Source organism: Agrobacterium sp. CCNWLW155 (assembly GCF_036888815.1).
Classification (GTDB): domain Bacteria; phylum Pseudomonadota; class Alphaproteobacteria; order Rhizobiales; family Rhizobiaceae; genus Agrobacterium; species Agrobacterium radiobacter.
In genome coordinates, this window is record NZ_JBAKFW010000001.1 from 303,997 (window position 1) to 324,757 (window position 20,761).

The 20,761-nt window shown below is 59.6% G+C and carries 19 protein-coding genes and 1 tRNA gene; 17 read left to right on the forward strand and 3 right to left on the reverse strand.

The features are described from left to right. Nucleotides 1-63: 63 nt before the first annotated feature. The 14 genes from plsX (at nucleotide 64) to V6S97_RS01605 (ending at nucleotide 14,730) form a co-directional block, all read left to right on the forward strand. Entirely contained in the window at nucleotides 64-1,125 is a 1,062-nt protein-coding gene (gene plsX / locus V6S97_RS01540) for a phosphate acyltransferase PlsX (RefSeq protein WP_026363445.1), read from the forward strand. Between the two features lie 4 nt (nucleotides 1,126-1,129). After that, a complete protein-coding gene (locus V6S97_RS01545; RefSeq protein ID WP_003502235.1) occupies nucleotides 1,130-2,101 on the forward strand; it encodes a beta-ketoacyl-ACP synthase III in 972 nt (323 codons plus the stop codon). A gap of 244 nt (nucleotides 2,102-2,345) precedes the next feature. Beyond that, entirely contained in the window at nucleotides 2,346-2,684 is a 339-nt protein-coding gene (locus V6S97_RS01550) for an integration host factor subunit alpha (RefSeq protein ID WP_003502236.1), read from the forward strand. A gap of 274 nt (nucleotides 2,685-2,958) precedes the next feature. After that, the gene (locus V6S97_RS01555) at nucleotides 2,959-3,492 is read left to right on the forward strand and encodes a MerR family transcriptional regulator (protein ID WP_003502237.1); all 534 of its coding nucleotides are present in this window, start codon (nucleotides 2,959-2,961) and stop codon (nucleotides 3,490-3,492) included. 163 nt (nucleotides 3,493-3,655) lie between these two features. Further along, nucleotides 3,656-4,384, forward strand: a complete 729-nt coding sequence (locus V6S97_RS01560) for a thermonuclease family protein (protein WP_060724068.1) — start codon at nucleotides 3,656-3,658, stop codon at nucleotides 4,382-4,384. A gap of 135 nt (nucleotides 4,385-4,519) precedes the next feature. After that, nucleotides 4,520-4,605, forward strand: a tRNA-Leu gene (locus V6S97_RS01565). 233 nt (nucleotides 4,606-4,838) lie between these two features. Beyond that, entirely contained in the window at nucleotides 4,839-7,343 is a 2,505-nt protein-coding gene (locus V6S97_RS01570) for a heavy metal translocating P-type ATPase (protein ID WP_112295426.1), read from the forward strand. A gap of 12 nt (nucleotides 7,344-7,355) precedes the next feature. After that, on the forward strand, nucleotides 7,356-8,366 hold the full coding sequence (locus tag V6S97_RS01575; protein ID WP_080866070.1) for a 2Fe-2S iron-sulfur cluster-binding protein: 1,011 nt from the start codon (nucleotides 7,356-7,358) through the stop codon (nucleotides 8,364-8,366). A gap of 11 nt (nucleotides 8,367-8,377) precedes the next feature. Further along, nucleotides 8,378-8,866, forward strand: coding sequence for a Cu(I)-responsive transcriptional regulator (gene cueR / locus V6S97_RS01580; RefSeq protein WP_003502249.1), 489 nt, complete (start codon nucleotides 8,378-8,380; stop codon nucleotides 8,864-8,866). A gap of 70 nt (nucleotides 8,867-8,936) precedes the next feature. Further along, nucleotides 8,937-9,881, forward strand: coding sequence for an ABC transporter permease (locus V6S97_RS01585; RefSeq protein WP_026363441.1), 945 nt, complete (start codon nucleotides 8,937-8,939; stop codon nucleotides 9,879-9,881). Further along, the gene (locus V6S97_RS01590; protein WP_060724071.1) at nucleotides 9,871-10,776 is read left to right on the forward strand and encodes an ABC transporter permease; all 906 of its coding nucleotides are present in this window, start codon (nucleotides 9,871-9,873) and stop codon (nucleotides 10,774-10,776) included. The genes V6S97_RS01585 and V6S97_RS01590 overlap by 11 nt, the downstream gene beginning before the upstream one ends. Nucleotides 10,777-10,915: 139 nt before the next feature. Next, a complete protein-coding gene (locus tag V6S97_RS01595) occupies nucleotides 10,916-11,983 on the forward strand; it encodes an ABC transporter ATP-binding protein (RefSeq protein WP_003502252.1) in 1,068 nt (355 codons plus the stop codon). 12 nt (nucleotides 11,984-11,995) lie between these two features. Next, entirely contained in the window at nucleotides 11,996-13,006 is a 1,011-nt protein-coding gene (locus V6S97_RS01600) for an ABC transporter ATP-binding protein (RefSeq protein WP_035212373.1), read from the forward strand. A gap of 230 nt (nucleotides 13,007-13,236) precedes the next feature. Then, a complete protein-coding gene (locus tag V6S97_RS01605) occupies nucleotides 13,237-14,730 on the forward strand; it encodes an ABC transporter substrate-binding protein (RefSeq protein ID WP_003502255.1) in 1,494 nt (497 codons plus the stop codon). Between the two features lie 380 nt (nucleotides 14,731-15,110). On the opposite strand, the gene V6S97_RS01610 is transcribed toward V6S97_RS01605, so the two are convergent. Beyond that, entirely contained in the window at nucleotides 15,111-15,365 is a 255-nt protein-coding gene (locus V6S97_RS01610) for a heavy-metal-associated domain-containing protein (protein ID WP_003502257.1), read from the reverse strand. A 107-nt stretch (nucleotides 15,366-15,472) separates the two neighbouring features. After that, on the reverse strand, nucleotides 15,473-16,930 hold the full coding sequence (locus tag V6S97_RS01615) for a TrkH family potassium uptake protein (RefSeq protein ID WP_003502258.1): 1,458 nt from the start codon (nucleotides 16,928-16,930) through the stop codon (nucleotides 15,473-15,475). An 80-nt stretch (nucleotides 16,931-17,010) separates the two neighbouring features. Here V6S97_RS01615 and ilvA point away from each other — a divergent pair, with 80 nt between their 5' ends. From ilvA to V6S97_RS01630, 3 genes are all read left to right on the forward strand, one after another. After that, nucleotides 17,011-18,285, forward strand: coding sequence for a threonine ammonia-lyase (ilvA, locus tag V6S97_RS01620; RefSeq protein ID WP_020810789.1), 1,275 nt, complete (start codon nucleotides 17,011-17,013; stop codon nucleotides 18,283-18,285). 75 nt (nucleotides 18,286-18,360) lie between these two features. After that, nucleotides 18,361-18,672: an HlyU family transcriptional regulator gene (locus tag V6S97_RS01625; protein ID WP_080866073.1), complete on the forward strand. Its 312-nt coding sequence runs from the start codon at nucleotides 18,361-18,363 to the stop codon at nucleotides 18,670-18,672. Between the two features lie 117 nt (nucleotides 18,673-18,789). Further along, entirely contained in the window at nucleotides 18,790-20,055 is a 1,266-nt protein-coding gene (locus V6S97_RS01630) for a GGDEF domain-containing protein (protein WP_003502263.1), read from the forward strand. A 33-nt stretch (nucleotides 20,056-20,088) separates the two neighbouring features. Here V6S97_RS01630 and V6S97_RS01635 read toward each other — a convergent pair whose 3' ends face one another. Then, complete coding sequence (locus tag V6S97_RS01635; RefSeq protein ID WP_175280574.1) at nucleotides 20,089-20,706, reverse strand: FMN-dependent NADH-azoreductase; 618 nt, start codon at nucleotides 20,704-20,706, stop codon at nucleotides 20,089-20,091. Nucleotides 20,707-20,761: the final 55 nt, after the last annotated feature.

A 20,761-nucleotide genomic window follows, 5' to 3' on the forward strand; every position in this document is an offset into this window, starting at 1 on the left:
AGCCGGAAAAGGTATTTTCGCGCAAAATCCGCTTGATTGGCGGCAAGTAAGGATAAGGGACGAGTGATCAGAATTGCAATTGACGTCATGGGTGGCGATTTCGGCCCAGATGTTGCCATACCCGGTGCCGCCAAGGCGCTTGAACGGCACAACGATGTAACTTTTCTGCTCTACGGGCAGAAGAGCAAATGCGACCCCATTCTGGCACAATATCCCGCACTTCGGGAAAAGTCGGTCTTTCACGATTGTGAAGTCTCGGTCAGCATGGACGAGAAACCGAGCCAGGCGCTGCGCCGTGGCCGCTATGTTTCCAGCATGTGGCGCGCCATCGAGGCGGTAAAGCTCGGCGAGGCGGATGTCGCCGTTTCCGCCGGCAATACCGGCGCGCTGATGGCCATGGCCAAATTCTGTTTGCGCACCATGGCGCGGGTGGAACGACCGGCGATTGCCGGCATCTGGCCGACGCTGAAGGGCGAAAGCATCGTGCTCGACATCGGTGCGACGATCGGCGCCGATTCCCAGCAGCTTCTGGATTTTGCCCTGATGGGCGGCGCCATGGCGCGCGCGCTTTTCGATATCGACCGCCCCACCGTCGGCCTGCTCAATGTCGGCGTGGAGGAAGTCAAGGGGCAGGAAGAGGTGCGCGAGGCCGGACGGCTTATCCGTGAGGCCGATCTCGGCACCATCGACTATCGCGGTTTCGTCGAAGGCGACGATATCGGCAAGGGTACGGTGGATGTGGTGGTGACGGAAGGTTTCACCGGCAACATTGCGCTCAAAGCCGCAGAAGGCACGGCGCGCCAGATCACCACGCTCCTGCGTGAGGCGATCTCCCGCAGCTTCTTCGCCAAGATCGGTTATGTCCTGGCGAAAAGCGCCTTTGATGTGCTTCGGGAAAAAATGGACCCGCGCAAGGTCAATGGCGGCGTGTTTCTGGGCCTGAACGGCATTGTCATCAAGAGCCACGGGGGTACGGACGCCGTTGGTTTTGCGTCGGCTGTCGATGTCGGTTACGACATGGTTCACAACGGCCTGACGGCCAAGATTGAAAATGATCTGAAGATTTACCACGCAAGACGGCTTCCGCCCCCGGCGCCCGAAGCTCTCGTGGCTGACGAGGAATAAGGGAATGATCCGCTCTATAGTTCGTGGTTTCGGGGCAGCGCTTCCGAAGCGTGTCATGACCAACAGCGAAATCGAAGGTGTCGTCGAGACATCAGACGAATGGATCGTGCAGCGCACGGGCATCAAGCAGCGCTATATCGCCGGCGAAGGTGAAACCACCGCGTCCCTCGGCGAAGCTGCTGCGCGTGCCGCGCTCGACAATGCCGGCCTGACACCTGATGATATCGACCTCATCATTCTGGCCACCTCGACCCCTGATAACACTTTTCCGGCAACGGCGGTGAACATCCAGAACCGTCTTGGCATGACCCACGGCTTCGCCTTCGACATGCAGGCCGTCTGTTCCGGCTTCGTTTATGCCGTATCGACCGCCGACCTCTATATTCGCGGCGGCATGGCCAAGCGCGTCCTGGTGATCGGTTCCGAAACCTTCTCGCGCATTCTCGACTGGAAGGACCGGACCACCTGCGTTCTCTTCGGCGATGGCGCCGGCGCGCTGATTCTTGAAGCCGGCGAAGGCGAGGGTACCTCCGCCGATCGCGGCGTTCTGACCGCGCAGCTGCGTTCCGACGGTTCGCACAAGGAAAAGCTCTATGTCGATGGCGGACCTTCCACGACAGGTACCGTTGGTCATCTGCGCATGGAAGGCCGGGAAGTGTTCAAGCACGCCGTCGGCATGATCACCGACGTGATCGAACAGGCCTTTGAGGCGACGGGCACGACGTCTGATGACCTCGACTGGCTGGTTCCGCACCAGGCCAACAAGCGCATCATCGACGGATCGGCGAAGAAGCTTAACATCGACCCGGAAAAGGTCGTCATCACCGTCGATCAGCACGGCAATACCTCGGCCGCCTCCATTCCGCTGGCGCTTGCCGTTGCGGCCGGCGACGGACGCATCAAGAAGGGCGATCTTGTCATGCTGGAGGCCATGGGCGGCGGCTTCACCTGGGGTGCGGTGCTGCTGCGCTGGTAAGGGCGTGATTTGCGCGTTTGCCGGGGCGCCGGGGCGAAATCGGTTGTGATTTTCGCGCTCACGCCCCGGTCAGAAGCGCCCGGGCGACCCGAGCCTGTGTCAAAACCGTATCAGTCAGTCTAAGCCCTTGCACTGATTGCCGAAAGCCTCAAATGAATCTGGAACAATCCCTTGACCGGTCGCCACAAGGGAAATAATCTCGGCGGCTCCTAGAGAAAAATTCAGACACGGTTTGTGGGGAAAAATGGCCGGGAAGACAGTGACACGCGCAGATCTTGCAGAATCTGTGTTTCGTAAAGTCGGGCTGTCCCGCACCGAATCCGCCGAACTGGTCGAAACGATCATCGACGAGATTTGCAACGCGATCACCCGCGGCGAGGTCGTCAAGCTTTCGTCCTTCGCAACTTTCCAGATCAGGGAAAAGAACGAGCGCATCGGCCGCAACCCGAAAACGGGTGAGGAAGTTCCGATTTCGCCGCGCCGCGTCATGACCTTCAAGGCCTCGAATGTGCTGAAGCAGCGGATTCTGAAGGCCCATACGGCCCGCAAGGCCAAGCAGAAGGGCCAGAAGGCGGGGGCATAATCCCTCACTCAAGGTCGTAGCGACACGCCTTTTTTGCCATATCGCAAGCCCTTTTCCCCATTCTTCTTGTGAACATACTTGAATTTCAACGTGCAAGCCGTTGAAATCCGGTCGACTCACATCATAATCAATTTTAGTGATTTGTATCTCGCCGCAACGGCGTCGGCGCGGGGTCGTAACCGACTTAGCGTGGTGTTTGACCGGCGGGTGAAAAGCGTTCTCGTTCAGTGTCCGGCCGGATGCATGGTGCTCCGGTTCGGATGGGAGTGGAAATTTGGATAAAAGCCCCGACGCGTTTCGGACGATCAGTGAAGTGGCGGATGAGCTGAACCTGCCGCAGCATGTGCTGCGTTTCTGGGAAACGCGTTTTCCGCAGATCAAGCCGATGAAACGGGGCGGGGGCCGCCGTTATTACCGCCCTGACGATATCGATCTCCTGAAGGGCATCCGTCATCTTCTTTATGACCATGGCTACACCATCAAGGGCGTGCAGAAGCTCCTGAAAGCCAATGGTAACCGCTTCGTGGCGGCAATCGCCTCCGGTGATCTCGCGACCATGGAAGCCATCATGGCGGCGAGCGGGGAAAAGGAAGTCGCCGAGCCGCGTGTCATCGATACCGATGGGGACGAGGTTGTCGGCCGTCCGAAGGCCAAGCCGAGCGGCCGGTTTTTCGGCTTCGGCGGCGGCAACAGCGATGCCGAAATATCGGTCGGCAAGTCGAGCATCGGCAAGGACGACCAGGCGCTTTTGCAGGAAGCCCTGTTCGATCTCCTCGAGTGCAAACGCCTGCTCGATCAGGTTCGCTGACAATTTATCCACAGGTCTTTTAAGCGTTTCCCATCCGGGAATTCGAGAAAACAAAGAGTTAGAGCGTTTTCCCGTTTCTCTGAAAAACGAAAACGATCGCGAATGCCAACTTTTCGGAAACTCCTTTCGCCGATAATGCGGCTCCGTTGAAAGGAGTCCGATCGTGAGCAACCGAAAACCGACAGCACGACGCCGCACGGCGAAGAAATCGAGCGGCGGCAGCGTTTGGCCATGGGTGTTGATGCTGGGCGTCGTTGCCGGCGGCATTCAGGCTTACGAACATCGAGACAGCCTTCTGCCGCAGCGCCATGTTGCGAAGGCGACATCCTCAGCCACGAATTCCCCGAAAGTCGCGACAACCGCCAAGCGCGATGCGGTCACCACCGAGAAAGTCGCATCCATCCGCCCCGCATCGCCGGCTCTGCCCGGCAATGGACCGGTGCCGCCGCGCCCGATCGCCATGCCATCCGTCTCGCAGCCGAGCCAGGTCGCAGCTATCCTGCCGGAAACGCGTCCTTCGGTCGAAAAAATCTCGCTCGGTGAAAAAAGCGGCGCCTTTGCCTTCTGCGGCCGTTCGGGCCTCAATAATTGCGTGGCCGATGGCAACACCTTCTGGATGAAGGGCGTGAAGACGCAGCTCGCCGGCATCGAGGTTCCGCAGATCGACCGGGCGCGCTGCATGGAAGAGCGCCAGCGCGGTTTCGTTGCAAAGGTCAGGCTTCGCGACATGCTGAATGCCGGCGCCTTCGATGTGACCTCTTCCGGGACTGCGGGCGGGCAAGCCACGGAACGCAAACGGCTTTCGCGTTCGGGCGTCTCCTTCGCCGATCAACTCGTGCGAGAAGGGCTCGCCCATCCGGTATCGGCAAAAAATCAGTCCTGGTGTGGCTAAGGCCCAATTGACCGAAACGGTCCGGCCTGTGTAGATGAGGCTCAGTCGCGTTTGGGATCGAGGCCTCGTGCCGGACACCCGAAGGATGACGACTTTTTGCAGCGACTTGACCGCAATGGTGCAAGGCGCGGCAATGCGGACGTGGCGAAATCGGTAGACGCAGCAGACTTAAAATCTGCCGACCATTGGTCTTGCGGGTTCAAGTCCCGCCGTCCGCACCACCTTCACCCACAAACAAAGTGCGCCCCTGCAGCGCAGATGCGGCAAGGATAGATTGCCAATTCGCGTTGATATTCAGGCGTTGGTTGCTTTTGTTCCTAGTGGTGCGCCCAAAAAATAATCCTGCTCAAGCAAGCGGCATATTTCTTCGAAAATCACCCAAAAGAACCTATTGACCTTGCCACGATGGGAAGCCCTATCTTTTTTTTAACACAAGAAAAGAGGGGTCGTACGCATGTCACAAATGGAGATCCGGGCGAGTCACCAGATTGCGATCGATGGCATGACATGCGCCTCCTGTGTCGGCCGCGTGGAAAAGGCGATTGCCAAGGTGCCGGGCGTTCTGAAGGCCTCGGTCAATCTCGCGACGGAACGCGCTGATATCTCCTTTTCCGGATCGCCCGACGTGCCGGCCGTGATCGCGGCGGTCCGGAATGCTGGGTATGGCGTCGAAGAAAAAACCATCGAACTCGATATCGAGGGTATGACCTGCGCCTCCTGCGTCGGTCGTGTTGAAAAGGCGCTGAAGGCTGTTTCCGGTGTTTCCGATGCGACCGTCAATCTGGCGACCGAGCGTGCCACCATCCGCGTTGCCGGCAATGCCGCCTCTGCAGCCACCCTGGCGGAGGCAATCAAGCGGGCAGGCTATACGGCGAGCGAAATCATCGCCGACAAAGCCGGTGATGTGGAGCAGGATAGACGCGCTATGGAATTGCGCGGCCTGAAAATCAGCCTTGCCGTGGCCGCTGCGCTGACGTTGCCAGTCTTCGTGCTGGAGATGGGCTCGCATCTGGTGCCCGCCATCCATGATTTTGTGATGGAAACGGTCGGCATGCAGGAAAGCTGGTATCTGCAATTTGTGCTGACGACACTGGTCCTGTTCGGGCCCGGCCTGCGCTTCTTTAAAAAGGGCATACCCGCACTGCTAAGGCTGGCGCCGGACATGAATTCGCTCGTCGTACTGGGCACCGCCGCCGCCTGGGGATTCTCGGTGGTGGCAACCTTCCTGCCCGAAATCCTGCCGCGTGGCACGGCCAATGTCTATTATGAGGCGGCGGCGGTTATCGTCACGCTCATCCTTCTCGGCCGATTCCTCGAAGCGCGCGCCAAAGGCCGCACCAGCGAGGCGATAAAGCGCCTCGTCGGCCTGCAGGCGAAGTCCGCCCGCGTGCTGCGCGATGGTGAAACCGTCGATGTGCCGTTGCAGGATGTGCGCACCGGCGATGTGATCGTCGTTCGCCCCGGCGAGAAGGTGCCGGTCGATGGGCTGGTTCTCAGCGGTTCTTCTTATGTCGATGAATCGATGATCACTGGCGAGCCGGTCCCGGTCACCAAGGCGGCGGGTTCCGAGGTTGTCGGCGGCACGGTGAACCGCAATGGCTCCTTCACCTTCCGTGCAACCAAGGTGGGTGCCGATACGCTGATCGCCCAGATCATCCGCATGGTGGAGGAGGCGCAGGCCGACAAGCTGCCCATTCAGGCGCTGGTCGACAAGGTCACCAACTGGTTCGTGCCGGCTGTCATGCTGGCCGCATTCGCCACTTTCACCGTCTGGTTCATCTTTGGGCCTGATCCGGCCTTGACCTTCGCGCTCGTCAACGCGGTTGCGGTTCTCATCATCGCCTGTCCCTGCGCCATGGGCCTTGCCACGCCGACCTCGATCATGGTCGGCACCGGCCGCGCCGCCGAGATGGGCGTGCTGTTCCGCCGCGGCGATGCGCTTCAGACGCTGCGCGATGCCGACGTGATTGCCGTTGACAAGACCGGCACCCTGACGCTCGGCAAGCCGAAGCTGGTGCATTTCACCACGACGCAGGGCTTCGATGCGGATGAGGTGCTTCGCCTCGTCGCCTCGCTGGAGAACCATTCCGAACATCCGATTGCGGAGGCGATCGTCGAGGCGGCGAAACATGGCGGCCTGACGCTTGCCAATGCGGAAGGCTTCGAGGCGACCCCCGGTTTTGGTGTTGCAGCCATGGTTGACGGCCGCAGGGTCGAAGCGGGCGCAGACCGGTTCATGATCAAGCTCGGTTATGACGTCGCGATGTTTGCCGATGATGCCGAAAGGCTGGGCAGGGAAGGGCAGTCGCCGCTTTATGCCGCCGTCGATGGCAGGCTGGCCGCGATCATCGCCGTTGCCGATCCGATCAAGCAGACGACCCCGGAGGCGATTGCGGCGCTGCATGCGCTGGGCCTCAAGGTCACGATGATCACCGGTGACAATCGCCGCACTGCCGAAGCTATAGCCCGCCGTCTCGGTATTGATGAGGTGGTGGCGGAAGTGCTGCCCGACGGCAAGGTCGAGGCCGTCAAAAGGCTTGCTGCCGGCGGGCGACGTGTCGCCTTTGTCGGGGATGGGATCAATGATGCACCGGCGCTTGCTGCGGCCGATGTCGGGCTTGCCATCGGCACGGGTACGGATGTCGCGATTGAAAGTGCCGATGTGGTCTTGATGTCTGGCGATCTGCGCGGCGTTGCCAACGCCATCGCGCTCTCCAAGGCGACCATCCGCAATATCGGCCAGAATCTGTTCTGGGCCTTCGCTTACAACGCTGCACTCGTTCCGGTGGCGGCTGGAATATTGTATCCTGTCAACGGCGTTCTGCTGTCGCCTGTCCTTGCTGCCGGAGCCATGGCGCTTTCCAGCGTCTTCGTATTGACGAACGCGCTGCGCCTGAAAAGCTTCCGTGCACCGCTGGTGGACAGACCGGCGGGCATGCAGCTCGCAGCGGCCGAATAGGAGGCGGATGTGATGACGCCTGGCAACACAATCTATCTGCCGCAGATCGGGCGCAGCATCATGGCGGCGCAGGGTGAAACCGTGCTTCAGGCCGCGTTGGCCGCTGGCGTCACCTATCCGCATGGCTGTCGCATGGGCCGCTGCGGGGCCTGCAAATCGCATCTCATTTCCGGCAAGATCGATCTTCTCAAGCATACGCCCTTCTCCTTGACCGAAGAGGAAAAGGCGGATGGTCTGACGCTCGCCTGCCGGGCCATGCCGTTAAGCGACATGACGATCAGCTGGCTCGATGGGGCGGATGAGATCGCCGATATTCCGACCGGCCGCTTTGAGGGCGTGGTGGCGGAAGTGGTGGATGCGACACATGATATCAAGCTCATCCGTATCCGGCTCGACGAGCGCGGGCAGTTTGCCTTCAAGCCCGGACAATATGTGCGCCTGCTTTATACGGACTGTTCGCCGCGTGATTATTCCATCGCCAGCCGGGTGGATGAGGAACTGATCGAATTTCACATCCGGCACGTTCCCGGCGGCATGACGAGCGGCCGCATCTTTTCGCTCGCCAGGGCTGGTGACCCCGTGACGATCGTGGGGCCTTTCGGTTCTTCGTTCCTGCGGGAAAAACATTGTGGGCCCATCCTCGGCATTGCCGGCGGGTCGGGGCTTGCCCCCGTCAAGGCGGTTGTCGAGGCAGCACTTGCAACGGGCCGTGAACGCCCGGTTCATGTCTATTTCGGCGCGCGCGCTCAGCGTGATCTCTATATGCTCGACCGCTTCGGAGATCTTGCCGCGCGGCATGGCAATCTGAGCTTCGTTCCGGTTCTCTCGCATGAAGACCATGCCGATATCAGGTGCGGTTATGTCGGTGCGGCGGTGGCGGATGATTTCGACGATCTCGATGGCTGGAAAGCCTATATTGCCGGACCGCCGGCCATGATCGAGGCGACGGTGCCGCAGCTTCTGGCGCGCGGCATGCGCACCGCCGACATTCATGCAGACGTGTTTTTCACCCCGGAAAGATAGGAGCAGGATCGATGAACATTGGCACAGCCGCCACCGCCTCCGGTGTTTCTGCAAAGATGATCAGGCATTACGAGATGATCGGCCTGATCAAATCGGCAAACCGCACGGATTCCGGATACCGGGTCTATACGGCCAATGATCTGGAAACGCTGCGCTTCATCCGCCGCGGACGCGATCTCGGTTTTTCCATCGAAAAGATCAGGCAGCTCATGACCCTGTGGCGCGATCCGGGTGGCGCCTCCTGCGATGTCAAACGCATCGTCATGGAACATGTCGTCGATCTGGAAGCGAAGATGCACACGCTTCGGGAGATGGCAGACACGCTTCGAAACCTTGCAACCTATTGCCCCGACAATGGTGAGCCGGAGTGCCCGATCATTCAGGATCTGGCCCATTCCGAAAATGTCGATTTTGCACCGGTGGCTGTCGTGCCCAAACGGTCCGGCATGCTGAAGGGTACGTCCGGGCCGGTGATGGATTTACATCGCCTGGCGAAATAAGCGGCTTTTCCCTTTGGGGGCGAGCGTCGATTGCAGTGGAAATGCCAATTGCTGTGAAGGAGACAGGGCCATGTGGATACAGATAATACAGCGCTTCCTTATTCTGTGCCTGATGCTGGCGATCGTTTCCGTCATCGCGTTTCTTCTGCCCTATATGGCGGGCGGTGATCCGGCCCGCACCATCCTGTTTTCACGCATGCGCGATACGGCGCTCGATCCACATGCAGTGGAGGCGCTCCGGGCCAGTCTCGGGCTCGACCGGCCGCTTTATGTGCAATATTTCGCATGGCTGTCGAATGCGTTGCGTGGCGACCTTGGGTTTTCCTTCACCAGCAGCCAGCCTGTCGCTGCCGAGCTTATGCGGTCGCTCTGGGTGTCGGTGACGCTGGCGCTGACGGCGCTGGCGTTCGCGATCGCCGTCGCCCTGCCGCTCGGCACATTGGCGGCGATGCGTCCGGGCGGTCGTCTGGACAATTTCGCGACGCTGATGATCCAGACATTCGTCGCAACGCCCGAATACTGGTTCGCGCCCATGTCGGCGCTGGTCTTTGCGCTCTATCTCGGCTGGTTGCCCTCGGCCGGATGGGATAGCTGGCGCTCGCTGGTGCTTCCTGCGCTGACCCTGACGCTGCGGCCGCTCGCCTATTTCACGCAGGTGACGCGCGCCGCCATGGCCGAGGTTTTGCGCGCGCCCTATATCACGGCGGCGCGCAGCCGCGGCCTTGGCATGCATGGCACGGTCATGCGCCACGGCATCCGCAACGGCTCGCTGCCGGTGGTCACCTTCTTTGCCCTGTGGCTTGCGGGGCTGCTTGGCGGATCGGTGGTCGTGGAAGTGATCTTCGCCATTCCCGGCATGGGCCGGCTTCTCTACGACGCCGTGGTCAATCGCGACATCCCGATGCTGCAGGGTGGTTTCATCTGCATCGTGGCCCTGTCCATCCTGGTCAATACCCTGGCCGACAGCTTCTATGTCCTGATCAATCCAGCAATGCGAGGTCACCATGACCACTAGCCTCTTTCCGAGCGCGCCAGCCGCTGCCATGCCGATGACCATGCCCAAGCGCCCCTCGAGCCTGTCCCGCTTCACGGATTTCATCCGCTGCCGGCACTGGACCTTCTATGCGGGAGCGGCGATTTTTCTCGTCATCATCCTGCTGCTGGTGATCGCGCCGTGGATTTCACCCTATGATCCGGCAAAGCAGAACCTTCGTCTGCGGTTGAATGCGCCAAGCGCCCTCTACTGGCTGGGAACGGACCACCTGGGCCGCGATGTGCTCAGCCGGCTGCTGATCGGCGGCCGCTTCACGGTCACCATTGCCGCCATCACCGTCATTCTTTCTGTCGTGATCGGGACCTTCATCGGCATCATCAGCGGCCGCAGTCGCGGCATCCTCGACGAGGTGCTGATGCGCATCGTGGACCTGCTCATCGCCATACCTGATGTCGTGATCGCGATTTTCCTCGTGGCCATCTTCGGCCCGGGATACGGAACGCTGATCGCGTCGCTGACCATCGTCGGCTGGACACCTTTTGCGCGGCTGGCGCGGGGGCTGACGCTCTCGATCAATTCGCGTGAATATATCCGTGCCGCCGAGGTGCTCGGCTGCACAAGGCGCTTCATCATCTTCCGGCATATCATTCCCAACACGATCTGGCCTATTGCGGCCGTGGCGTTCCTGCGCTTTGGCCACAAGCTGATCACGGTGGGCGGGTTGTCATTTCTGGGCCTTGGCGTACAGCCGCCGGCCGCCGACTGGGCGCTGATGCTGGCCGACGCGCAGGCCTATGCGGAGCGGATGCCCGTTCTCGTCATCGCACCGGGTCTGGCGATCTTCCTTGCAGCGCTCAGCGTGACGTGGATCGGCCATGGCCTCAATCTGGAAACAAAGAAAACCAACGGTCATTGACGCCTGCGGGCGGGCAATGACGGATTTGACGATTGTCAAACATACGTGACGCAACGGAACAGGAAGGAGAGTAATATCGTCTGAAGCCGCATGAAAATTCGTGAATGCCTCCGATTCAATAAAAATAAGGGGAACTCTTATGAATATCGAAGGACAAACGCTTGCCAAGACGGCCATGTCTCCCGAATGCGCACCGCTTCTGGAGATCGAGGATCTGCACGTTTCTGTGCCGGCGCAAAACGGCCGCAAGTTTGTTATTTCGGGCCTGACGCTTTCCGTCAACGCCGGAGAAGTCGTCGCTCTCGTCGGCGAATCCGGGTCGGGTAAGAGCATGACGGCCCTGTCGCTGATGCGGCTTTTGCCGCAGGGCGCGGAAATCAATTCCGGCCGCATTTCCTTTGCCGGGCGCGATATTCTCGCTCTTTCATCCTCCGAACTCGACGCGCTGCGCGGTGCCGATATCGGCATGCTGTTCCAGCAACCGCAGGCCATGCTCGATCCGACCAGCCGGGTGAGGACGCAGGTTGCCGAGCCACTCTGGATCCACCGTAAAATGAGCCGGCATGCGGCGCTGGACCGGGTCGTCGGTCTCCTGTCCGATGTCGGCATTCCCGATCCCTCAGCACGGGCGCAATGCTTCGCGCACGAGCTTTCCGGCGGTATGGCGCAACGTGTCATGATTGCCGCCGCACTGTCAGGCAATCCGCAGCTTCTGATCGCCGACGAACCGACGACGGCGCTCGATGTCACCGTTCAGGCACAGATACTCCGCCTGCTTGATGACGAACGCCGCAAGCGCCGGCTTGCCACGTTGCTCATCACCCATGACCTCTCGGTCGTCGCCGCTTTCGCGGACCGGATTGCGGTCATGTATGCCGGCCGTATCGTCGAGGAGGGGCCGACCCAGGCGATCCTCAAGGCGCCGCAGCACCCCTATACCAAGGCGCTCATCAGCTGTTCACTCCTGACCACCGACAGCGAGGGGCAATTGCTGACGATCCCCGGTTCGAGCGCGCAGGCCCATGACATGTCCTGCGGCTGCCGGTTTCATCCGCGCTGCACGCTTGCCAACTCGGCAGGCATGGACGGCCGCTGCATGGCGTCGGAACCGGATCTGAATGCCTTGCCCGAAGGGCGCAAGGCGCGATGCTGGGCGGTCGGTCACGATCATGCCGCTCATGATCATGCCAGCCACACGGTCTGCTGAGGGAGGGCAACAATGTTATCGACAGCGACGACACAGACCCCGTCACCGGCGGAAAACAGGAGCCGGCCCTTTGTGGTCGCGAAGAACCTCTGCAAATATTATCCCATATCGGGCTTTGGTCACCGTGTGGTGAAATCCGTCGACGATGTTTCCCTGACGATCGGCGAGGGGGAAGTGCTGGGCCTCGTTGGTGAATCCGGATGCGGCAAAAGCACGGTTGCCGGGCTGATCACGCGGCTGACCCACGCAACCAAAGGCGAGGTCAGCATCGGGCAGAACGATATGCTGCACATGCAGGGCGAGGCGCTGCGGCGCATGCGCCGGGTGGTGCAGCTGGTGTTTCAGGACCCTTATTCGGCACTCGATCCGCGCATGCGTATCGGCCAGAGCATGGAAGCGCCGCTTGCCCAGCATGGCATCGGCACCCGCGAGGAACGTACGGCGCGGGTTTTCCGGATGCTGGAAGAGGTCGGTCTCGACGGCTCTTTTTATGATCGCTATCCGAGCCAGTGTTCCGGCGGCCAGTTGCAGCGCGTCGTCATCGGCCGTGCGCTGCTTCTCAATCCGAGCTTCCTCGTCTGCGACGAGCCGACATCGGCGCTCGATGCCTCGATGCGGACGCAGATACTGAACCTTCTGATGGACATGAAGCGCCGTCACGGTTTGACGGTTCTGATGATTTCCCACGATCTGCGCGTGGTGCGTTATCTCTGCGATCGCATCGCGGTGATGTATCTCGGGCGCGTTGTTGAAATCGCTGACCGGGAGGAGCTTTTCCGGGCGCCGAAGCATCCCTACACCAAGGCTCTCATAGCATCGTCGATGCTGGACGAGACGGGGTTATATGCACCGGAAATGCTTCTTGACGGCGATTTGCCGAGCCCTCTCAATCCTCCTGACGGATGCAAATTCCACACCCGCTGCAAATATGCGACCGAGATATGCGGCGAGGTGGAACCCGTTCTGGAAGGCGTTTCCGGCGAGCATTTTGCCCGCTGCCATCGCTGGCGGGAATTGGGCTGAAGGACAACGCAGTTACAGTTTTCTGTTGCTGTAAAAACAGATGAATCGTGTGTTTGCGAATTAATATCGGAATAAAATTCCGAGTATAAAACGTAAAATAGATAATATTCGAATGGATAATCGATAGATATCCATAGAGTATTCTTGTTGTCTTCGTAATTATTGAGTGAAATTTCGAGAAAATGTACGAATTGTGAGCGTTGTCATCAAAAATAAAAGGGGAATCTTCTATGATGAAGCACGCACTTTTGGCGACGTGCGCCGTTGTGGTCTCGTTTGGGACGCAGGCGGCGACAGCCGGAACGATCACCTATGACGATTATACCGGCGTCAAGACCGGCTGGCAGATGGCTTCCGACGATGCCTATCTCGGTTCGCGCGCGGGGTGTTTCGAAAGCCTGGTCCGCGTCGGCTATGACACCGCACTGGAGCCGGGACTTGCCGAATCCTGGACGCAAACCTCACCGAAGGTCTGGGAATTCAAGCTGCGCAAGGGCGTGAAGTTCCAGAACGGCGAGCCGCTTAACGCTGCGGCCGCAGTCAATGCACTCACCAATCTTCTCAAGGCGCCCGTTCCGGCTCGGGCCTTTTCGCCCAAGCTGATCGCTGCCGTCGATGCTGGTGGCGACGATATCGTGAAGATCACGACCATCGAGCCATCGGTGCTGCTGCCGGCGCAAATGGCAAGCCCGGCGACTTCGATCCTCGCGCCATCCGCCTATAAGGATGGCAAGGTCGATCCGATCGGAACCTGCACCGGGCCATTCAAGATCACCAAGGTCGATGCCAACCAATATATGGAGCTGACCGCGAACCATGACTATTGGAACGGCATGCCGAAGCTCTCGGGCGGCCGCGTAAACTTTATTCCGGATGCCGATACGCGCGCCACCCAGATAAGAAGCGGTGAAGTGCAGATTTCGCGCGTGATTCCACCCTGGGCGGTAAAGACCATTGAAGCCACGAAGGGTGTGAAGGTTGCGCCGATTACCGTGCCCCGGATTACGGAAATGCTGCTCAATAATTCGAAGCCGCCGTTCAAGGATATCAAGGTTCGGCAGGCGATCCGGGCTGCCATCGACACCGCCGGTATTGCCGACAGCATCTATGAAGGCGTGGTAAAGCCCGCAACGATGCCCTTCGCACCCGGAGAGCCGTGGGCGCCGCAAGACGTCACGCCCGCTTATGACGTAGAGAAGGCAAAGGCTCTGCTGAAAGAGGCGGGAATTGCTCCCGGCAGCCTGAAGCTGACGCTTCTGGCCTACACTGAAAGAACCGAACTCAAGGATGTTGCCGCCGTTATCCAGGCCCAGTTGCAGGAAATCGGCATCAAGGTTGATGTGCGTGTTGCCGATTACACTGCGATCGAGCCCGATCTCCTGGCCGGCAATTTCGACATGGTTCTTCTGTCACGCGGTTATGCCACTGATGTTGCAGAACCGATCGGTTTCCTCAACGCCGACTATACCTGCGGAGGCGGCTACAACATCTCGCATTATTGCAGTGAGGAGACGGACAAGCTGATCAAATCGGCCTATGCGGCGGCTGAGCCGACCAAGCGTTACGCCATCTATGCCGAGGCGGCGAAGAGGGTTTACGACGAAGCCGTCACCGTCTACCTCATCCACGAGACCGCTTTCGATGCCTATTCGGACAAGGTCGAAAACTTCAAGCCGCATCCGATCAACTACTTCATCATGACCAAGGATCTGGCGGTGAAATAAGCCGACATGACATTGCTGACGAGGTATGGCCCGGCTCGCAAGAGCCGGGCCATATTGCTGATATGGTGCCGCCACGCCGTGGCTGGATGCCGGATCAGGCCCACTGCCGTCCGGGCCAAATTTCTGGACAATGTGCGTGATATTGATTTGGAATGACGAGCTACGCCAAACACTCCGGCGTCATCCTCGGGCTTGTCCCGAGGATGACGCCGGAGGCGTGAAGCCTTCGCCGCCGGCTTCGGTAGAGATATCTGTTCGGGAGGTGTGGAAGGACGAAGCTTGATTTCGTCCGACGGCTGTCACGCAGGTTCAGCGCGAAGCGGGGCAGGCGGGGCGACCCGGCGGCGGCAGGATGGAAGCGCCGCCGGTATCTCTTCGGATCAGGCGCGTGCTTCCGGCGTATAGCCAGCGGCGGTGATGATTTCGGCAATACGCGCTGCATCGGAGACGCCGCCAACCACGACCGTGCGGCTTGCCGGATCGGCATGCACGGCAGCGCCGGGAACGGTCTTTTCGATCGCGCCCTTGATCACACCGGCGCAGTGACCGCAGGTCATGTCTTCAACGTGGAAAGAAAGGTCGGCATCGACGGGTGCGGCAGTGGTTTCGGGGTGATGCTGATGGGCGGTGCACATAGGCGGTTCTCCATGGTTTGGAATTCGTAACAGGAGGAGCCTGAACTATTCCAACGTGGGAAGGTCAAGCGCTTTATTCGCGCATGCGCAACATGTGTATCGCCGGATCAGCTGCGCCAGAAGATCGGCATCAGCAGCACCAGAACCGTCAGGATTTCCAGACGCCCGAGCAGCATCAGGACCGACAGGAGATAGAGCGCCGGGTCGCTGATCGTGGAGAAATTGCCGACGGGCCCGATGATCGGGCCGATGCCGGGTCCGACATTGGCAAGCGCCGTCGCAACACCCGATGTGGCGGTGAGGAAATCATAACCCATCAGGCTCATGGCAAGGCTGCCGGCAATCCACAGCGCGATGAAACAGCTGATGAACAGAAAGATGGTGCGGATGGTTTCCGGATCGACCACCTGCTGGCCGTAGCGCACCGAATAGACGGCATTCGGATAGATCAGCTTCTTGAGGCCCGCGCGCGCCACATTGAAGATGATGAGGAAACGATAGGCCTTGATACCGCCCGCAGTCGAGCCGGAACAGCCGCCCATGAAGGTCGCGAAAAAGGCGACGACGACGACAAACGGACCCCAGAGCGTATAGTCGTCGCTGGCAAAACCTCCGGTCGACAGGATAGAGGTCATGTTGAAGAAGGAATGGCTGAGCGCGTCGTCCAGCGGTACACCGTTTCTAAGGTGATGATAGACGCCCACCGCAATGGAGATCGCGCAGAGATAACCGAGGAAGACGGCGATCTGCGGGTCGCGCAGCGTCTCCAGCCGGCGGCGGACGGCAAGCAGGATCATCACCGAAAAGGGCAGGCTGCCGAATATCAGGAAGATCGTGGCGATCCACAGAAGCGCGGTATTGTCGAAATAGGCGAATGAGGCGTCATGGGTGGAAAAGCCGCCGGTCGCGACGGTCGACATGGCGTGGTTCAGCGCATCGAAATGCGACATGCCGGCAAAATCGAAGGCCACCGTGCAGGCGATTGTCATGATGATGTAGATCGCCACGAAAGCCCGTGTGAAGCTCGCCAGACGCGCGAAGGGCCGGTCGTTGCCGGTATCGGAAGATTCCATGCGAAAGAAGGTCATGCCGCCGACGCGGAGCAGGGGCAGGATGAAGAGACCGAGGGCGACGATACCGATACCGCCGAGCCAGCAGAGCAGGGATCGCCACAGAAGGATGCCCTGCGGCGCGTTGTCGAGGCCGGATATGGCCGTCGATCCTGTCGTGGTGATGGCCGAAACGGATTCGAAGATCGCCTGACCGGGCGTCAGGTCGAGTTCCGACAGATAGAGCGGAACCGCGCCGATGATGGAAAACACCAGCCAAAGCAGGTTGACGAGCAGAAAGCCGAAACGTTTGTTGAAGGAGGTGATCGGTCCGCGGGTCGCGAGCGCGCATGCAAGTGCAAAGCCGCCGCACATGAAACCCGAAAGCGCAAACACCATCCAGTCATCATTGCCGTAATAAAGATCGGTCAGTGCCGGCAGAAACATGGCCGTCGCAAGGTAGAGCCCGAAGATGGACGCCACATATATGACCGAGCGCAGAAGGTTGCTGTTCAAGAAATGAAACCCGGAGTTCGTTGCCGCGCTGAAATGAGTCTTTGTCTCGGACGCCTTCCTATGGCATAGCGGGTGCCATTATGAATTTCAATGGATTGACTATCGTGGACAAGCAGCTTGTGGAAGCAGCGCGGCGGGAAGTGCGGGAGATATTTCCGGAAACGCCGTTGCAGTTGAATGAACATCTCAGCCGTCGGTATGGCGCGTCGATTTGGCTGAAGCGTGAGGATCTGTCCCCGGTTCGTTCCTACAAGATTAGAGGCGCATTCAACTTTCTGCGCAAGGCGGTGGCCAAGGCCGGCAAGGACAAGATTTTCGTCTGCGCCTCGGCCGGCAACCATGCCCAAGGCTTTGCTTTCGCCTGCCGCCATTTCGGCGTTCACGGGGTTGTTTTCATGCCGGTGACGACACCGCAGCAGAAGATCGAGAAGACCCGCATCTTCGGCGGTGAATTCATCAGCATCCGTCTCGTGGGCGATATATTCGACCAGTGTTACGCCGCTGCCCGCCAGCACGTGCAGGATAATGACGGCTACATGGTGCCCCCCTTCGATCATGAAGACATCATCGAGGGTCAGGCTACGGTTGCTGCCGAGATCATGGACCAGCTTCCGGAAGGCACGAAGCCTGACATCGTCGTCATGCCTGTTGGTGGCGGCGGTCTTTCGGCTGGCCTCACCGGCTTTCTGGCCGGCACCGTCCGCAAGGAGAACTTCGTATTCTGCGAGCCCGAGGGTGCACCGAGCCTGAAGAAGAGCCTGGAGCGCGGTGAACCGGTGACGCTGAACAAGGTCGACAATTTCGTCGATGGCGCCGCCGTCGCCCGCATCGGCGACCTGAACTTCAAGGCGCTGAAGGATTTCCCTGCCGAGCAGGTCATGCTCATTCCGGAAAACGCCATCTGCGTGACGATCATCGAGATGCTGAACCTCGAAGGCGTGGTGCTGGAGCCTGCGGGTGCGCTCTCCATCGCCGCGCTGGAGAAGCTCGGTCGTGAGAGGCTGGAAGGCAAGACGGTCATCGCCGTGGTCTCCGGCGGCAATTTCGATTTCGAGCGCCTGCCGGATGTGAAGGAACGCGCAATGCGTTACACCGGCGTGAAAAAATATTTCATCCTGCGCCTGCCGCAGCGCCCTGGCGCGCTGCGCGATTTCCTCAACCTGCTCGGTCCGGACGACGATATCGCCCGTTTCGAATATCTGAAGAAATCGGCCCGCAATTTCGGTTCGATCCTGATCGGCATCGAAACCAACGCGCCGGAAAATTTCGCCGGCCTGCTGGAGCGCTTCGAGGCCGCCGGTCTCGGTTATGAAGACATCACCGAAAACGACATCCTGTCGAACCTGATCATCTGATCGGGGAGTTAAAGACAGGGAAGGGCGGATCACCTCCGCCCTTCAAACGTGACATAGATTGAGGGAGTGAAAGCCATGGCATCGTTTTTTTCCAAAATCCTCTCGGCCTTCGGCTCCGGCCAGCCGTCCTCGGACGCGCCGCAGAAGGTGTCGCAGGCTGAGCCGCATGCGCATGGCGACTATCTGATCTATGCGACGCCGATCAAGGAAGGCGGTCAGTTCCGCCTGGCCGGCCGCATTGAGAAAAAGGCCGGCGACGAGGTGCTGGTGCATGAATTCGTGCGCGCCGATGTCTTCAGCAGCCTGGACGATGCGGTGGAGTTCACGATCCGCAAAGCGAAGCTCATCATCGATCAGAACGGCGCATCGCTTTTCCCAGGAAAATGATGACGTTTTCTTGCCCCGCACATTAAGATTCCGTTGTTTGCTTCGGCCTATCGTCTCTGAAGGGCATGGAGTCGCGCCAATCAACCCGCGCGACGTGAATCGATAAGGCATGTGCCGATGCAGTGGGCAAATCTGGCCCTCTTTTTGACGGAGGCCATCGTCTATTTTTCGGTAATGACGGCCTTCCTTCATTACCGGCATATTCTCGGCATCGGTGTTTTTCTCACCGCGCTGGGCGTCATGCATTTTCTCGAAACCTATCTGGCGGCCGTCTTTTACGTGCAGCTGCCTTTCGGCGTGGCGTCGCCCGGTTCCTCGATCCTTTTTGCCGGCAAGCTGATGATGATCCTCATGCTCTATATGCGCGAGGATGCTGCGGTGGTGCGCCAGCCGATCTATGGCCTTTTTCTCGGCAACATATTGACCGTCATCATGGCCCAGATCATCCGTTTTCATCAGACGGTGGCGATCGTTCCCGGACAATCGGTCAGTACCGGCTTTCTGGACGAGATGGGTGTGCTGATGGTCTGGGGCACCAGCCTGCTTTACATCGACGCCATCGCCATTATCCTGTTTTATGAAAAACTGGGGCGGTATCTGCAGCGCCATATCGTCCTGCGTTTCGGCATCTGCGGTGTCGTCATCCTCAGCCTCGATCAGGCGGGCTTTTACGGTGCGCTGCGACTTCTGTTCAACGCGCCGGTCGATGTGTTTTATGATGGCTGGAAGGCGAAGATGGCGGCCGTCGCGGTCTATTCGCTGCTCTTCGCCCTCTATCTGTGGCTGACATCGGCCAAGGGCCGTTTCCTGATACGCCGCAACATTGCGGATGTCTTCAACGATCTGACCTTCCGTGAGCGCTACGAAGAGCTGCTATCTCGCTCCGGACGCGACATGCTGACGGGTGTCTCGGACCGCGCCCGCATGGAACTCGACGCGCCCTCCATCGTGCTTGACTGCGCCGAGAAGAGGCGGGCGATCAGCGTGCTTATCGTCGATATCGACCATTTCAAGACTGTCAACGATACGTTCGGCCATCTGCGGGGCGATGAAATTCTTCGGGAATTCGCAGCAGTCATGAAGCGGTCGGTTCAACCACATGGCCATCTCTACCGTTTCGGCGGCGAGGAATTTGTGGCCCTGCTTCCGGCGATGACACACGAGGCCGCACTTGCCTTTTCCGAAGGTCTGCGTGCCGCCGTGCTGACGGGTCTGCGCCGGCCCGACGGAACGCCCCTGACTGTCAGTATCGGTGTCGCGACCGGTCTGGAGGATGGGCGAGTATTCCTCGAACTTCTTTCCGAAGCCGACTCGCGGCTCTATGCGGCAAAAAATAACGGCCGGGATCAGGTCCACGGCCGTTACGGAATGTGGGTCGGCTGATACCTTGCCGGTATCAGCCTCCATTCAATTGTCTCAGGCGGCCTGCGCCAGCTCTTCAACCTTGGCTTCGGCGGCGGCCACAGCCTTTTCGACGGCTTCCGGGCCAAATGCCAGGCCTTCGACATAGATGACTTCCACATCCGTCATGCCCATGAAGCCGAGAACGGTCTTCAGATAAGGAACGGCGTGGTTCATCGAAACGGCCGGGCCTTCGGAGTAAACGCCGGCAGCGGCCAGCACGATGTAGACCTTCTTGCCGGTGGCAAGGCCGACCGGGCCGGTTTCGGTATATTTGAAGGTCTGGCCGGCGCGGGCGACGTTGTCGATCCACGACTTCAGGCCGGAATAGATGTTGAAGTTGATGAGGCCGGTGCCGATGACGACCGTGTCGGCTGCAAGAAGCTCTGTAACCAGCTTGTCGGAATAATCGGCGGCAACCGCTTCTTCGGCGGTGCGCTGGTCAGGCGACTTGCGGATCGCTGCGGTCTTGACGGTGTCGAGGTGCGGGATCGGGTCAGCGGCGAGATCGCGGTGGACAAGGGTGTTGGAAGCCGACTTGGCCTTCAGCTTGTTTGCGAGCTCACCCGAAAACTTGTTGGAAACCGATTCGTCGCCACGCGGGCTGGAGGTGATGAGCAGAATGTTGGACATGGTCTTTCCTTGCATAAGCGATGAATTGACGGGCGCCTTGGGAGGGCGGGAGAGC